Origin of the sequence: Herbaspirillum sp. C9C3 (assembly GCF_013359625.1) — a bacterium.
GTDB lineage: Bacteria > Pseudomonadota > Gammaproteobacteria > Burkholderiales > Burkholderiaceae_D > Herbaspirillum.
The window spans coordinates 23,923-39,031 of the sequence record NZ_JABFMQ010000010.1; the positions used below are offsets into that span (position 1 = coordinate 23,923).

At 62.6% G+C, this 15,109-nt stretch carries 15 protein-coding genes and 1 tRNA gene; 11 read left to right on the forward strand and 5 right to left on the reverse strand.

The window, feature by feature from the left end:
• Positions 1–39 precede the first annotated feature (39 nt).
• Together ftsB and pnuC are read left to right on the forward strand one after the other, a co-directional pair.
• Positions 40–432: a cell division protein FtsB gene (gene ftsB, locus HNO82_RS11585; protein ID WP_175343825.1), complete on the forward strand. Its 393-nt coding sequence runs from the start codon at positions 40–42 to the stop codon at positions 430–432.
• A gap of 30 nt (positions 433–462) precedes the next feature.
• Positions 463–1,050: a nicotinamide riboside transporter PnuC gene (pnuC, locus tag HNO82_RS11590; protein ID WP_008329684.1), complete on the forward strand. Its 588-nt coding sequence runs from the start codon at positions 463–465 to the stop codon at positions 1,048–1,050.
• Here the strand turns inward: pnuC and HNO82_RS11595 are convergent.
• From HNO82_RS11595 to HNO82_RS11605, 3 genes are all read right to left on the reverse strand, one after another.
• Positions 1,047–2,669 carry a GGDEF domain-containing protein gene (locus HNO82_RS11595; protein ID WP_175343826.1) on the reverse strand — a complete coding sequence of 541 codons (1,623 nt, stop codon included), beginning with the start codon at positions 2,667–2,669 and terminating at the stop codon, positions 1,047–1,049. The genes pnuC and HNO82_RS11595 overlap by 4 nt on opposite strands.
• 310 nt (positions 2,670–2,979) lie before the next feature.
• On the reverse strand, positions 2,980–3,633 hold the full coding sequence (locus HNO82_RS11600; protein ID WP_008329681.1) for a response regulator: 654 nt from the start codon (positions 3,631–3,633) through the stop codon (positions 2,980–2,982).
• 74 nt (positions 3,634–3,707) lie between these two features.
• Complete coding sequence (locus HNO82_RS11605; protein WP_175343827.1) at positions 3,708–4,367, reverse strand: sensor histidine kinase; 660 nt, start codon at positions 4,365–4,367, stop codon at positions 3,708–3,710.
• Positions 4,368–4,511: 144 nt separating this feature from the next.
• On the opposite strand from HNO82_RS11605, the gene HNO82_RS11610 reads away from it, so the two are divergent.
• Positions 4,512–4,588: transfer RNA gene (locus HNO82_RS11610), tRNA-Arg, on the forward strand.
• A 123-nt stretch (positions 4,589–4,711) separates the two neighbouring features.
• On the opposite strand, the gene HNO82_RS11615 is transcribed toward HNO82_RS11610, so the two are convergent.
• Positions 4,712–5,149: a response regulator gene (locus HNO82_RS11615; protein WP_034350428.1), complete on the reverse strand. Its 438-nt coding sequence runs from the start codon at positions 5,147–5,149 to the stop codon at positions 4,712–4,714.
• Between the two features lie 541 nt (positions 5,150–5,690).
• On the opposite strand from HNO82_RS11615, the gene HNO82_RS11620 reads away from it, so the two are divergent.
• From HNO82_RS11620 to HNO82_RS11650, 7 genes are all read left to right on the forward strand, one after another.
• The gene (locus tag HNO82_RS11620) at positions 5,691–7,313 is read left to right on the forward strand and encodes a methyl-accepting chemotaxis protein (RefSeq protein WP_175343828.1); all 1,623 of its coding nucleotides are present in this window, start codon (positions 5,691–5,693) and stop codon (positions 7,311–7,313) included.
• A 211-nt stretch (positions 7,314–7,524) separates the two neighbouring features.
• Positions 7,525–8,070: an iron transporter gene (locus HNO82_RS11625; protein WP_008329671.1), complete on the forward strand. Its 546-nt coding sequence runs from the start codon at positions 7,525–7,527 to the stop codon at positions 8,068–8,070.
• A gap of 104 nt (positions 8,071–8,174) precedes the next feature.
• Positions 8,175–8,525, forward strand: coding sequence for a cupredoxin domain-containing protein (locus HNO82_RS11630; protein ID WP_175343829.1), 351 nt, complete (start codon positions 8,175–8,177; stop codon positions 8,523–8,525).
• A gap of 56 nt (positions 8,526–8,581) precedes the next feature.
• The gene (locus tag HNO82_RS11635) at positions 8,582–9,460 is read left to right on the forward strand and encodes an FTR1 family iron permease (RefSeq protein WP_008329667.1); all 879 of its coding nucleotides are present in this window, start codon (positions 8,582–8,584) and stop codon (positions 9,458–9,460) included.
• Positions 9,461–9,516: 56 nt separating this feature from the next.
• A complete protein-coding gene (locus tag HNO82_RS11640; RefSeq protein ID WP_175343898.1) occupies positions 9,517–10,854 on the forward strand; it encodes a 4Fe-4S binding protein in 1,338 nt (445 codons plus the stop codon).
• A 163-nt stretch (positions 10,855–11,017) separates the two neighbouring features.
• The gene (locus HNO82_RS11645; protein WP_008329661.1) at positions 11,018–11,353 is read left to right on the forward strand and encodes a zinc ribbon domain-containing protein YjdM; all 336 of its coding nucleotides are present in this window, start codon (positions 11,018–11,020) and stop codon (positions 11,351–11,353) included.
• A 126-nt stretch (positions 11,354–11,479) separates the two neighbouring features.
• Positions 11,480–12,487, forward strand: a complete 1,008-nt coding sequence (locus HNO82_RS11650) for a bile acid:sodium symporter family protein (RefSeq protein WP_008329659.1) — start codon at positions 11,480–11,482, stop codon at positions 12,485–12,487.
• Positions 12,488–12,572: 85 nt separating this feature from the next.
• On the opposite strand, the gene HNO82_RS11655 is transcribed toward HNO82_RS11650, so the two are convergent.
• The gene (locus HNO82_RS11655; protein ID WP_175343830.1) at positions 12,573–13,622 is read right to left on the reverse strand and encodes an NADP(H)-dependent aldo-keto reductase; all 1,050 of its coding nucleotides are present in this window, start codon (positions 13,620–13,622) and stop codon (positions 12,573–12,575) included.
• 198 nt (positions 13,623–13,820) lie between these two features.
• Here HNO82_RS11655 and HNO82_RS11660 point away from each other — a divergent pair, with 198 nt between their 5' ends.
• A complete protein-coding gene (locus HNO82_RS11660; RefSeq protein ID WP_175343831.1) occupies positions 13,821–15,092 on the forward strand; it encodes an MFS transporter in 1,272 nt (423 codons plus the stop codon).
• The last annotated feature ends 17 nt before the right edge of the window (positions 15,093–15,109 follow it).

Genomic DNA, 15,109 nt, shown 5'->3' on the forward strand with positions numbered 1-15,109 from the left:
CCACCCCAAAGGCAGGCGCCGCATTGAGAGCTCCCGGCTATGCGCCTGATCATCCTTTGCCTGTCCTTCCTGCTGGTTGTGATCCAGTATCCGCTCTGGCTGGGCAAGGGCGGCTGGTTCAAGGTATGGGAGCTCGACCGCCAGGTGCAACTGGCGCACAAGAAGAACGACGAACTCAAGGAACGCAACGCCAAGCTGGCCTCTGAAGTGGACGACCTGAAGCAGTCCAAGGGGGCGGTGGAAGAGCGTGCGCGCTTCGAGCTGGGCATGATCAAGCAGAACGAGGTCTTCATCCAGCTGCTCGATGGCAATTCGACCAAGCCTGCCCCTGCCGTCAATCCAAATCCTTTCATGCCCGGTTCCGGGCAGCCGAACAGCGTTTCCGTTCCCGTCAATGCGCCCGCCTCCAGCGCCCGCGTTGCTGCGCGTTGAGCGCCTGTCCGGCGTCGTCCTGTCTTTCGCATGAGCCTTGATACCCCGCTGAACTGGCTGGGCCTGAGCACCACGCCGCTGGAGCTGGTCTCCTTCGTGCTGGCGGTGATCACCGTCTGGCTCAACATCGCCCAGAATCATTGGGCGTGGTTGTTCTCCATTCTCTCTTCCTTGTTGTACGCGGCGGTGTTCGCCGATGCCCGTCTCTATGGCGATGCCGGCTTGCAGTTCGTCTTCGTGGCGGTCTCGGTCTGGGGCTGGTCGCAGTGGCTGCGTGGCGGCGAGCAGCAGGGGCCGCTGCAGGTATCGAGGCTCTCGGCTCGGGGCTGGCTGCTCATGGGCATGGCCTGGGTGGCGGGGTGGGGGATACTGTCATGGTTCCTGCAGCGCTACACCGATACCGATGTGCCGCACATGGATGGCCTGCTCACCGCCGGCAGCCTGGTCGGACAATTCCTGCTGTCGCGCAAGAAGCTGGAGAACTGGCTGGTCTGGATCGTCGTGGATGTGCTCTACGTGGGACTGTATCTCTACAAGCACCTGACGCTGACGGCCATTCTCTATGCCCTCTTCGTGCTCATGGCCGCAGCCGGCTGGCGCAGCTGGCGCCGCGCCTAGCGGGATGGCGGCAGTGCCGGTGTCGCCGCTGGCGGGTCGGCGAAGACGATGCGGTTCTTGCCGGCATTCTTGGCCTTGTACAGCGCCACATCGGTGCGCTTGAGCAAATCCGCCTGGCTCTCGCCGGGCTGATACACCGCCACGCCGGCACTGAAGGTGATGAGCAGGCGCTGGCTTTCGTGCATGAAGATGCGCTTGGTCAGTTCGCGCTGGACCCGCGTGATGATCTGGACCGCGTCCTGCGGACTGGTCTCCGGCATCAGCACCACGAACTCCTCGCCACCGAAACGCGCGATCACATCCAGCTTGCGCAAGGTCTCGCGAATGACCTGCACCATGTGCACCAATACTTCGTCACCGGTGGCATGGCCGTGCGTATCGTTGATGCGCTTGAAGTCGTCCAGGTCCAGCAGGGCCACGCACAGGGGCGTTTCGCGACGCAGGGCGTTGGCGATCTCGCGATCCAGGGATTCATCCATGCCGCGCCGGTTGAGGCTGCCGGTCAACTGGTCTTCGCGCACCAGTTCGCCCATCTGCTGCAGTTGCTGCTCCAGCGCCTGGATGCGTTCCTCGGCCTTTTCCACTTCCTGGCGCGCATCTTCCATCGCATCGCGCGAGCGGGTGGCTTCTTCCTGGGCTTTCTGCGTCTCGGTCATGATCTCGCTGAGCACGCTGTTGAGGTCGGCAATGTTGCCGGCCTGGCTGATCTGTTGCGAGAACCCGCGGATGGTGCGCTGGTAGTTGTCGGTAGTGGAGACCATGGCCGAGAGTCGATCCACGAAGGTCAGCATCATGTTCTTGACCACCACTTTTTCCTCGGACAGGGTGTTCTTCAACAGGCCCTGCTTGTAGATCACTTCCTTGAGGTTCTTGGTGGCGTCGGCCAGGGAGGTGCTGCTGAGCGGGCCGGCGATCAGACTCTGCACCGTCTCGATCTGGCTCGACAGCCAGGAACCTTGTTCCAGCAGGCCGTTGATGTTTTCCAGCAGCAACTGGAACAGGCGCATCAGCAAATCCTGCTGCTGGGCCATGTCGTCGGTCTTGAGCTCGATCTGGAAGCTGAGCTGCCTGACGCGGCTGATGATGTCGTTCATCGCCTGTTCCGAGAACGCCATCTTCAGCTCCTGGCCACTGTTGCGCGACTCATTGGCCAGTTCCGGCGCGGTCGACAGCAGCGAGGGCAGATTGAAGACCAGGATGCGCGCCAGCATTTCGCGCAGCATCTTCTCCTTGATGCTGTCACGGATGAACTGGCGTTCCAGGTCGATTGGCACCAGTTCGCCGTGGGGCACTGCCGGCTTGGCGGGCAGGATGGGGCGACTCTGCCAGTTGGCGTCGGCAAACTCGGTCAGCTGGCGTTCGAACTCGCTCCAGTCCCCATTCTCGCGCGCACGTACCAGGCGCGTGCCGAGCAGGCCGTTCTCACCGGGCTGGCGCGAGAGCTTGGTGGCGAAATTGCCGAGCACCGACTCAGCCGTCACCCCTGGCAATCCGCCCTGGATTTCCTCGTAGGCGATGCGGTAGGCGTCCGGCGTGGGCGCAATGCGCCTGGCCCCCAGCCTCTGGAAAGCTTCTCGGGCGATCTCGACAGGCGTGAGCGTGGTCGGTTTCTTGGACATGCCGGCTGGTGACTGTATTGTTGGTGTGATTGTCTGGGTGCCACGGGGAATTTAATAAGGTATCGGCGCAGGCCGGCATTGCTTGAGCACGGCGCCTTCCCCTGTCATCGCGCAGACGCGGCGTAGTCTCCCCTTGCGCCGTAGTCCGTTGCCGCTGTCCCTCAAGGTAGAGGCAAGAATGACAACTAATTGTACTTCAGCGCATGTGCTCTGGATGCTTTTAATAGGAGGAGAAAAGCCCCTTTCCAACAAGGAAGCCACGGCTTGCTGACTGCTTGTCAGGCGTCAGCGGGGAAAGGGCGGGGCAAACTCATTCGACCAGCTTGTTCTTGAGCGCGTAATGCGTCAGCTCGGCGTTGTGGCGCATCTTCATCTTGGTCAGCACCCGCGAGCGATACATGCTGATGGTCTTGACCGACAGCAGCAGCTCGGCGGCAATGTCGCTGACGGTCTTGCCGGAAGCGATCATGACCATGGTCTGGTATTCCCGGTCGGAGAGGGTTTCATGCAGCGGCGTGTCGTGGTCCACGCCGATCTGGTTGGCCAGTTCCTGCGCCAGCGAGGGGCTCACGTACTTGCGCCCGGCGGCGGCCTGGCGGATGGCTGCCAGCAGTTCGCCAGGACTGGCCTGCTTGTTGAGAAAGCCGGCCGCTCCGGCCTTGAGCGAACGGATCGCGTACTGGTCCTCACGGTGGATGGAGAGCATCAGCACCGGCAGCTCCGGCTGCTCCTTGCGGATCTGCTTGAGGATGTCGATGCCGCTGCGGTCGGGTAACACGATGTCCAGCAGCATCACATCGCCATTGCCTTCGCGGGCCAGCTTGATGGCCTCCAGACCGTTGGCAGCATTGCCGACCACGACGATGTCCTTGCTGCCGGCACAGATCTGGCGCAGACCCTCGCGTACGATGGCGTGGTCATCGGCGATCAGGACCTTGATGGCGGCGGTGGATTTCTTGCTCATGGGCGGACGGCGACACTCCTCTGAAACCCTTGCTGCAAGCTGCGGCGGGCGAGGGCGTATTCTATAGCGTTCATTCAGAGTGTGACAGGTATGACGATATTTACGCAGGTACCGCCACTGGCGCGGGCCTCCCATGTCGCACTGCCGCCCAGGGCTGCGGCGCGCTGGCGCATGTTGGTCAGGCCATGGCCACGCCTGCCGTCGCGCCCGGCCAGGGCGGGATCGAAGCCGCCACCGTCATCGGCGATGCTCAGGTGCAGGTGTTTGCCGCTCTGCTCCAGGCGCACCTGCACCGTTCGGGCCGCTGCATGGCGCGCCACATTGTTGAGCGCCTCGCGCAGGATGCGCAGCAGGCCCAGTACCAGGAATTCATCGTGCACGGTCAGGCCCTGCTCAGCGTGGAAGCGGCAGTCCAGGCCGCTCTGGCGACTGAAATGGCGGCACTGCCAGTGCAGGGCATCGACCAGGCCGAACTCGACGATGGGGGGATGCAGTTCGTCAATGATGCGCTCCATGCCTTCGCGTGCCTGCTGCAGCAATTGTCCGGCGTAGTCGGCCTGCGGCAGGGCGGCATGGTGTTCCAGGGCCAGCTGTTCGCGCAATTGGCCCAGTGCCATGCCGATGCCGGTCAATTGCGCACCCAGTTCGTCGTGCAGGTCGCGGGCGATGCGCGTGCGTTCTTCTTCACGGAGGCGATAGGCATCTGACAGATCGAGGGCGGCAGAATCGGACATGCGAGGCAGGTAAGCGGAGGAAGCTGAATATTGTTTCATAATAGCCGCGAGCCACCCATATGCAGGCCGGATTTCCCTTTCGGCAAAAAATCTCGGTCGAGGGCTTCCCAAAGGGGAAAACTTGCTGCTATAATTTTGTTTTTCGCGGCTGTAGCTCAGCTGGATAGAGTACTTGGCTACGAACCAAGGGGTCGTGGGTTCGATTCCTGCCAGCCGCACCAGATATAAAGGGTCCATCGCAAGATGGGCCCTTTTGTCTTTTTCGCCTTCACTTTTACGCTTCCAATTTCCGCCTCCATTTTTCCGTCTTTGCTCAGTGCCTGCTGCGCGCAGGCACTGGCCGGTCAGCGTGGCTCGGTCTGAGCCGGGGGCGCTTGCAGCCAGTGCTGGACGGTCTGGTTGACCAACTCCATGAATTCACGCGCATCCACCGGTTTGACCAGGTAGTCATTGGCGCCTGCTTCGCGCGAACGCGTGGCATCGGCTTGGTCATGAGAGGTGGCGAACATGATGACCGGCAGCGCGCGCGTATGCGGCTGGCTGCGTAGCATGTGCAGCAGGTCCAGCCCTTCCATGCGCGGCAGTCGCGGTTCCAGCAGGATCAGGCAGGGCAGGGTTTCGGGGTGCTGCTGCGCGTGGGGACTGAAAAGCGATTCCATCGCCCGTTCCGCATCCTCGAACCAACCGAAGTCGCACTCCAGCTTGCTGCGCCAAAGGCTGAAGCGCGCCAGTTCCACCGACTCCGGACTGGGATCGACCATCAATATGCTGGGGCGGGACATGCGTTATGTGCGGGACAGGGCGTTGTTCTTTGAATGCGGCATTTCTGAGTTCCGGCAAGTTTGACATAGCAGGGGGCAGAAATCCATTGTTCAATACGCAGCCAACCCCCAGGCAGCGCCTCAATCTCGTCGATGTCAGGTGTTTCCCTCAGGCCGTGGGTTATCGCAATGAGCTTACGTGACAATTACAGATACGCCTTGACTGCCCGCCCGGGCCGGCATTCGCCGCGCGCGGCGGCAACCCTGCTGGATCATTCAATTTCTGAATGCCAGATATGAACGAATAAAATCTCGCGTTGCAGCATTCCTGCTGGCCTGCTCGGCTATATTCCTGACAGCTGTGTCATGAGTTGCAACGAAGCTCATTCGCGAACCTCTTCGCACAAGCGACGGCAATGCCTTGGGTGCATTGCACAAAAAATCGAACAAAGACGGACAGGCAAGTCAGCCAGGGGGAGTCTTTTTCTTCACCTCTTTTCGTGTCTTGTAGTTGAACCGGCGTGCTGTGGCGCGCCTCCTTTGCATGGGTGAATTTTCCATCATGACCATTACCAAGCGCCTCATTCTCACTCTCTCGACAGCCCTGGTGGCGCTGCTGTTCGTCGGTGCCGACGGGCTCTGGCAATTGCAGCGTGCCCAGCAGCGACTGGAACTGATCCAGAATCGCATCATCCCCGGCATGGACAGCCTCAATCTGTTGAAGGGCTATCTGGCCGATTCGCGCCTGGCCGGCTATCGGCTCTCGGTGTTTGCCAATCTGCCCGACAAGACCGCCTTGCAGAAGGCGGTCGATGCCGCCAACAAGGCGCTGGACGAGGAATTCGCCCACTACGAGCGCGATCTCGTGTTCGATGACAAGGACCGCGCCCTGATCCTGGCCGACAAGGCCAACATTGAAGCCTACCGCCGAGCCCTGGTACCGTTCTTCGCCGCCGCCTATGCCAATGACATGGAGGGCGTGCGCGCCACGCTGCAGGCAGGCACGCCGCTGGCCCTGTCGGCGGCTGCCGCCAAGAAGGGCTTTGATGACCACATCCTGATGGGGCGCCAGATGATCGACGCCATCAAGCACGAGAGCGACGCTGCTTACGCCTTCGCTCTGCGCGCGATGATCGGGGTGATCGTGCTGGCGGTACTGCTCACGGGATTGCTGGGGATGCGCACCCTGCGCAGCGTGACGCACAGCCTGGGCAAGATCCAGCAGACCTTCGAACATGTCAGCCAGACCCTGGACCTGTCGCGTCCGGTGCCGGTGGAGCGCATGGATGAAATCGGCCGTACTGCCGCCGCCTTCAACAAACTGCTGGCGCGCATCGTCGAGGTGGTAAGCACCACGCGCAGTTCCACCGATTCGGTGACGGTGGCAGCGCGTCAGATCGCTGTGGGCAATGCCGATCTGTCGGCCCGCACCGAGCAGCAGGCCGCTGCGCTGGAGGAAAGCGCTTCCAGCCTGGAACAACTGACTTCCGTGGTGCTGCAGAATACCCAGAACGCGCGCCAGGCCAACGCGCTGGCGCAATCAGCCTCGCAGGGCGGGGACGTGGTGCGCCAGGTGGTCGACACCATGAACTCCATCAATGACTCCTCGCGCAAGATCGTCGACATCATCGCAGTCATCGATGGCATCGCCTTCCAGACCAATATCCTGGCGCTGAATGCAGCGGTGGAAGCAGCGCGGGCCGGCGAGCAGGGGCGTGGCTTTGCCGTGGTCGCCTCGGAGGTGCGTTCGCTGGCGCAGCGCTCGGCGGCTGCCGCCAAGGAAATCAAGTCGCTCATCGACGATTCCGTCGACAAGGTCGGTAGCGGCAGCAAGCTGGTGGAACAGGCCGGCGCCACCATGAGCGACATCGTCGACAGCGTGCAGCGCGTGACCCAGATCGTCGGCAGCATCGCCGATGCCAGCGAGGAGCAGAGCGCCGGTATCACCCAGGTCAATCAGGCCATTTCGCAGATGGACCAGGGCACCCAGCAAAATGCCGCGCTGGTGGAAGAGGCCGCAGCAGCGGCCCAGGCTTTGCAGGCGCAGGCCGAGAGGCTGGAGAGCGTGGTGGCGGTCTTCCAGCTGGAAGGGCGCCTGGCGGTACCCGTGCGCAGCGTGGCGGCAGCACCTGCAAAGCCTGGGCCGCTGGTCTCGCACTCGCTGGCGCAGCTGGAACAAATCTGAGTGGCACGGGCCGGCCTGGCAACCCCCATCTGATGCCGCTCGCAGTCCCTATGAACCGCCCGGTGCCCGCCGGGCGGTTTTCATTGCTCGCGCATTTTTACTCTTCGGTCAGCATTGCTATGAAGGATTGCACTAAGGTGACCCGCTCACTGCCTCAAAGGGTGATATACTTAATGCTAATCATTATCATTTGTCACCAGGAGAATACGCAATGATCGGTTTGAAGAAACTAGCTGTCGCCGCAGCGCTTGGCCTGTGCTTTGCAGGTTCTGCCGTGGCCGCCGAATACCCCATTGGCAAGCCGCAGATCCAGAATGGTTTTGAAGTCAATGCCGTCTACCTGCAACCGGTGAAGATGGAACCGGACGGCATGATGCGCAAGGCCGAGGATTCCGACATCCACCTGGAAGCCGACATCCGCGCCGTGGCCAAGAACCCCAACGGGTTCGCTGAAGGTGACTGGATGCCCTATCTGGTCGTGAAGTACGAGCTGACCAAGGTCGGTTCCACCAAGTCACTCAAGGGCGACATGATGCCCATGGTGGCCAACGACGGTCCCCACTATGGCGACAACGTCAAGCTGGAAGGTCCGGGCAAGTACAAGCTCAAGCTGACCATCTCCTCGCCGCAAGCCAATGAGCACGCCCACTTTGGTCGTCACGTCGACAAGGAAACCGGTGTCGGTCCGTGGTTCAAGACCTTCGAGCTGAACTACGACTTCACCTTCGCCGGCATCGGCAAGAAGGGCGGCTACTAAGCCGGTGGCAGGCATTGAACCAGCGCCTGCCTTTGCAGTGAATCGATGCCGGTCTGGCCAGGATGGCGGACCGGCTTCACCGTTTTGAGAGTTCCGGAGTCTTCATGATCGCAAGAATCGTCCGACTGATCTGCCCGGGCCTGGTCGCTCTGACCATGCTGGGTGGCGCCGCCCAGGCCAGCGCTTCCGACCTGCCGACCTTCAAGCTGGAGATGCAGGACGGCAAACTGATCCCGTCGCGTATCGAAGTGCCGACCGGGCAGCGCATCAAGATCGAAGTGCACAACATCGGCAAGTCCGCCGCCGAGTTCGAAAGTGTCGAACTGCGCAAGGAGAAGGTGCTGGCGCCGGGTGCGCAGTCCTTCGTGGTGATCGCCCCATTGCGTGCGGGCGAATACAAGTTTTTCGATGACTTCCACCTCGACATGCCGCACGGCGTAATCGTCGCCAAGTAAGTCCGGATGCGCGCAAGCGACACGGAAGTCCAGGTTTTCAGGAAGGGAAGGGTTTCATGGGACAGGTCATGTTCATCGTCTGGCGCGAAAGCGTCGAGGCGCTTCTGGTGGTCGGCATTCTGTATGCCTGGCTGAAGAACGGCGATGTCAGCGCGCGGCGCGGCATCCCCTATCTGTGGGGCGGCGTGGTGGCCGGCGTGGTACTGGCGGCAGCACTGGGCGCAGCCCTGCTGGGCTTTTCGGAACTGCTCTCGGGCGACGCCCAGACCTACTTCCAGATCGCCATCGTCCTCATTGCCGCCGTGCTGATCGTGCAGATGGTGTTCTGGATGCGCAAGCATGGACGCACCCTCAAGAAGGACATGGAAAGCTCCATGCAGTCCAGCTATGAAAGTGGCAACTGGTGGGGTGTGTTCGTGCTGGTGATGCTGGCCATCGCCCGCGAGGGCAGCGAGACGGCGGTCTTCCTGTACGGCATCGGCCTGGGGCAGCAGAACGCCAGCACCGCTTCGCTGGTGCTGGCCGGCGCGATCGGTTTCGGGCTGGCCTTCCTGACCTTCTATCTGTTGCAGCTGGGCGGCAAGATCTTCTCCTGGCGTCGTTTCTTCCAGGTCACGGAAGTGATCCTGCTGCTGCTGGCGGCCGGTTTGCTGGTCACCGGCGTGGAAAAGCTCTTCGACGTCCTGCTGGAAAGTTCGGACATGCTGGCCTCGGCCAACTGGACCATGACCCTGACCGGTCAGCTCTGGGATACCTCGGCACTGCTGGATGATTCCACCACCCTGGGCAGCCTGATCTCGACCCTGACCGGTTACCGCGCCCGTCCGGCGCTGCTGTCGGTGATCGTCTATACCGTTTATTGGGTCGTGGTATGCTCCGCCCTCTATCGAAAACCCCAGCCTCAGCTCAAAAGCAAGAGGCAGGAAGCCGTCTGAACCTGATGACAACCTGTACGCAATCGCCGACTCTGCTCACGCGTACCGGAGACTGGATGCGCCGCCATGGCGCATTCATCCGAGGCCTGCAATGGATCGTGGTGGCCGTGTATGCGGTGCTGATCCTGGTTCCGGTGTTCCTCCCGCTGCCTGACGAAACCGCCCATCTCTGGTCCAATCTGACGCTGATCGCCCAGTTCGCCTTCTGGGGCATCTGGTGGCCCTTCGTGCTGGTGAGCATGGTGCTGATGGGACGCGTATGGTGCGGTGTGCTCTGTCCGGAAGGCGCACTCACCGAGTTTGCCAGCCGTCATGGACGCGGCCGCGCCATTCCCCGGTGGATGCGCTGGGGTGGCTGGCCCTTCGTGGCCTTCGCCCTGACCACGGTCTACGGCCAGATGGTCAGCGTCTACCAGTATCCCAAGGCGGTGCTGCTGGTGCTGGGCGGCTCCACCGTCGGCGCCATGATCGTCGGTTACCTGTATGGCCGCGACAAGCGCGTCTGGTGCAAGTACCTGTGCCCGGTCAATGGCGTCTTCGGCCTGCTGGCCAAACTGGCCCCGGTTCACTACAAGGTGAACGAAGACGCATGGCGCGCCTCCTATCATCCCGAACACAAGATCATTCCGATCAACTGCGCACCGCTGGTGCCTTTGCGCAATATGAAGGGGGCTTCCGACTGTCACATGTGCGGTCGCTGCAGTGGCCATCGCGATGCAATCGCTCTGAGCTTCCGTCCCCCGGCGGTGGAAGTGGTGCAGTTCGGCAAGACCCACAATAATCTGTGGGAAAGCGCCCTGGTCCTCTACGGTCTGCTGGGCATTGCCATCGGCGCCTTCCACTGGACGGTCAGTCCCTGGTTCATCACCATCAAGCAGGACATTGCCACCTGGCTCATCGATCGCGACATCATGTGGCCCTTCGGTACCCAGGCGCCCTGGTGGCTGCTGACCAATTATCCGCAGCAAAGCGACGTCTTCACCTGGCTCGACGGCGCCATGGTGGTCGGCTACATCCTCACCACCGGCCTGTTGCTGGGTACCGGCGTGGCCCTGATGTTCGGCCTGGCTACGCGCCTGTTGGGCAAGTGGGAATGGAGCCGCTTCAACCACCTGGTGCAAGCCCTGATCCCCCTGGCGGGCTGCGGCGTCTTCATTGGGCTCTCGGCCACCACCATCAGCCTGCTGCGCGCCGAGCACTGGCCCGTCTACTGGGCCAATGACGTGCGCGCCGCGCTGCTGAGCGCCATGACGCTGTGGAGCCTGTGGCTGTGCTGGAAGGTCGTGGCGCGTCACGCGACCCACTGGTTGCAGCAGGTGCTGACCATGCTGCCCTTGATCGGTGGCCTGGCGCTGGTCAATACCGCCTGGTGGCTGATGTTTTGGGGCTGGTAAGACAGACGTTACACGGATCGCATGAAGGAAAACGGCAGGTTTGCCCGCAAGCCTGCCGTTTTTATTTGCGTCTTGTTTGATCTCGGGTCTTGCTGGCTATGTGAAGTTGGCTGCCGAAGCAGTACAATCGCTGCCTTTTCAAGCCAATTGCCGGAGTTTTCATATGAGCACCTTGCCCGCCTGTCCCCAATGCCAATCCGAATTCACCTATGAGGATGGTGGTCAGTTCGTCTGCCCCGAGTGCGCCCACGAGTGGAGCGCCCAGGCCGCGCCCGCCGAGGCGGCCCGGGTCTGGCGCGATGCCTCCGGCAACGTGCTGCAGGATGGCGATACCGTCACCGTCATCAAGGACCTGAAGCTGAAGGGCGGCGGCGGTGTGGTCAAGATGGGTACCAAGGTCAAGAACATCCGTCTGGTCGAGGGCGACCATGACATCGACTGCAAGATCGACGGTTTCGGCTCCATGGGCCTGAAGACCGAATTCGTGCGCAAGGCCTGATCGCTTGCCGGCCCCGGGAGCGGGTCCTGCAAGCCAGGGCCGCTCTCACGTAGAATGGCGGTTTGTCCGCAGCCAATGTATACATAAGCATGCGGGCGTCCCGATCACGACAACAACGAAACTGCCATGGCCCGTCCCCGCTTCCTGCCCGATAACATGACCCTGATGCTGCTGGCCGTCGTGCTGACTGCATCTTTTCTTCCCTGTACCGGCCAGGTGGCCGAGGCCTTCGATGGTCTGACGACCTTCATGATCGGTCTGCTGTTCTTCATGCACGGTGCAAAGCTCTCGCGCGAAGCGGTGGTGGCCGGCTTTACGCACTGGAAGCTGCATGTGACGGTACTGCTGTGTACCTTTGCGCTGTTCCCTCTGATCGGCCTGGCCTTGAAACCGGTGCTGCTGCAATTCATCACCCCCGATCTGTACCTGGGGCTGCTGTTCCTGTGCGTGCTGCCCTCGACCGTGCAGTCCTCGATCGCCTTTACCTCGGTGGCGCGCGGCAATGTGCCGGCGGCGATCTGCGCGGCCTCCGCGTCCAATCTGCTGGGCATCTTCTTCACGCCCCTGCTGGTGGGGGTGCTGGTGGTGGCGCATGATGGCAGCGGGCATTCCTCGCTCGGTTCCATCCTGAAAATCGTTTATCAGTTGCTGCTGCCCTTCGTGGCCGGCCAGATCGCGCGCCCCTTCATCGGTCGCTGGGTCGAGCGCAACAAGTCCTGGCTCAAGTTCGTCGACCAGAGTTCCATTCTGCTGGTGGTCTACGTGGCCTTCAGCGAGGCGGTGGTGCAGGGCCTGTGGCACCAGGTGCCGGCGACGATGCTGGTGGCGCTCTTGGTCATCAATGCCGTGCTGCTGGCCATCATCATGGCACTGACCACCTTCGGCAGCCGCCGCCTGGGCTTCAACAAGGAAGACGAGATCACCATCGTCTTCTGCGGTTCCAAGAAAAGCCTGGCTTCGGGCGTGCCCATGGCCAAGGTGCTGTTTTCCAGCGGCGCCATCGGCATGGTGCTCTTGCCGGTGATGCTGTTCCACCAGATCCAGCTGATGGTGTGCGCCGTCATGGCCGCGCGTTACGGTGCGCGCGAGGAACAGGTGAGGGCAGCGGTAGCGACCGAAAGCGGCGGCGACTGATCGTCCCCGGGACGACCTCTCCGCCCACAAAAAAGACCGGCACGCAGCCGGTCTTTTTTTGCCTGTAGGGTCGCTCGGTTTCGGTTCAGGGCGCCGGATTGGGCTGCCTGCGATGGATGGCCTCGATCGCGGCCAGCACCTCCTCGCTCAGCTGTACCTGGGCACTGTCGATGTTGCTGCGCAGTTGCTCCAGCGTGGTCGCGCCGATGATGTTGGAGGTCAGGAAGCGGCGGCTGTTGACGTAGGCCAGCGCCATCTGCGCCGGGTCCAGTCCATGCTGACGCGCCAGCGCGACGTATTCTGCGGTGGCCCGTTCGGCCTGCGGATTGGTATAGCGCACGAAGCGTTCGAACAGCGTCAGACGGCCGCCGGCCGGACGCGCGCCATCCAGGTACTTGCCGCTCAACATGCCGAAGGCCAGGGGCGAATAGGCCAGCAGGCCGACCTGTTCGCGGTGCGCGAATTCAGCCAGGTTCACTTCGAAACTGCGGTTGAGCAGGTTGTACGGGTTCTGGATGGTGACGATGCGCTCCAGTCCATGCTGCTCGGCCGCGCGCAGGAATTGCGCGACTCCCCAGGCGGTCTCGTTGGACAAGCCAATGGTGCGGATCTTGCCGGCCTTCACGAATTCGGAGAGCACCGTCAGGGTTTGCTCGATGGGCACCGTGGTTTCATCCTCCACGTGCTCGTAGCCGAGCTGGCCGAAGCTGTTGACGCTGCGGTCCGGCCAGTGCAGCTGGTACAGGTCCACGTGATCCAGTTGCAGGCGCTCCAGACTGCCATGCAGAGCGTCGGTCAGGCCCTTGCGGTCGAGGTCGTTGATGCCGCCGCGGATGTGGCGCGGGTTGTGCGCCTTGCGGGCCGGGCCGGTGCACTTGGTGGCGATCAGCAACTGGTCGCGCTTGCCGGATTTCTTCAGCCAGGTCCCCAGATAGCGCTCGGTCAGACCTTGCGTTTCAGCCTTGGGCGGGACCGGATACATTTCGGCGACGTCGATGAGGTTGATGCCGCGTTCGACGGCATAGTCCAGCTGCGAATGGGCGTCGGCTTCGGTGTTCTGCTCGCCCCAGGTCATGGTACCGAGGGTGATGAGGCTGACCTTGAGGTCGGTGCGGCCGAGTTGGCGATACTGCATGGGGATTCTCCTTGTGATGCGCAGGCAGGCGCGCGGAGCGCGTCCTGCCGGCTGGCGCGGGATCGGGTAGTATAGCGGCGCCCGCCCTGGCTTGCAGGGCAGGGCCGCAGCGGCGCCAAGACCGCTTGCGCCAGCCGGGTTGCTGCTTGCAGTCCCGGACTCCATCACGCCAGAACACCGCCTTCCCATTCACGAGACATGTCATCCACTTCCCCCAGCGCGACCCCCGATGATGCCGCCGAGCCGCTGCGTCATCACACGCCCTTCAAACTTTTCTGGTGCGCCAGCGTGGCCTCCACCATCGCCTTGCAAATGCAGATCGTCGCGGTCGGCTGGCAGGTCTACCAGCTCACCCACAGCGCCTTCGATCTGGGCATCGTGGGCCTGGTGCAGTTCATTCCTTCGTTGATCCTGGTCTTCGTGGTGGGCCATGTGGCAGACCGCTTTGATCGCCGCAACGTCGCGCGCGTCAGTTCGCTGGTGGAAGCGGCCGCTGCCGCCACGCTGGCAGTGGGCAGCCTGCAAGGCTGGCTCAGCCGCGAGATGATGTTCGCGATCGTGGCCGTCATTGGCGCGGGCCGGGCCTTTTCCAAGCCGACCATGTCGGCCCTGCTGCCCAGCCTGATGTCGCCCAAGGCCTTGCCGGGCGCCGTGGCGGGCTCGGCCTCGGCGACCCAGTTCGCCATCATCATCGGCCCGGCATTGGGGGGCTTTCTCTACGTGGCCGGGCCGGCCGTGGTGTATGCCAGCAGCTGCGCGCTGTTCATCGCCTGCAGCGTACTGTTGTCGCTGATCCGGCGTCCGGCCCAGGTGACGGCATCCCAGGCAGCACCGTCCAAGCCCACTGGTGCCAGCTTGTCGTCGGTGTTCGCAGGCCTGGCCTTCATCCGCAGCAAGCCCGCCATCTTCGGTGCCATCTCCCTGGACATGTTCGCCGTGCTGCTCGGTGGCGCCACTGCCTTGCTGCCGGTCTACGCCAACGACATCCTGCACACCGGTGCGGTCGGCCTGGGTCTGTTGCGCTCGGCACCGGCTGCCGGGGCTCTGATCGTGGCGCTGCTGCTGGCGCGCTTTCCGCTGGGTGGCCGGGTAGGGCGCACCATGTTCATGGCCGTGGCCGTGTTCGGACTGGCCACCATCGTCTTCGGCCTGTCGCGTTCCTTCCCGCTCTCGCTGGCCGCGCTGGCGGTGCTGGGTGCGGCCGACATGATCAGCGTGGTGGTGCGCTCCTCCTTCGTTCAGCTGGAGACGCCCGACGCCATGCGCGGTCGGGTCTCGGCCGTCAATTCGGTGTTCATCGGTACTTCCAACCAGCTTGGAGAATTCGAATCGGGCCTCACTGCAGCCTGGTTCGGTGCAGTGCCTGCGGTGCTCATCGGCGGCTTTGGCACGCTCTTGATCGTGCTGCTGTGGATCCGCCTGTTCCCGTCGCTCTACCAGGTCGACCGGCTGGCGGCGCGTCAGTCCTGAGCTCCGGCGGCAGGCCA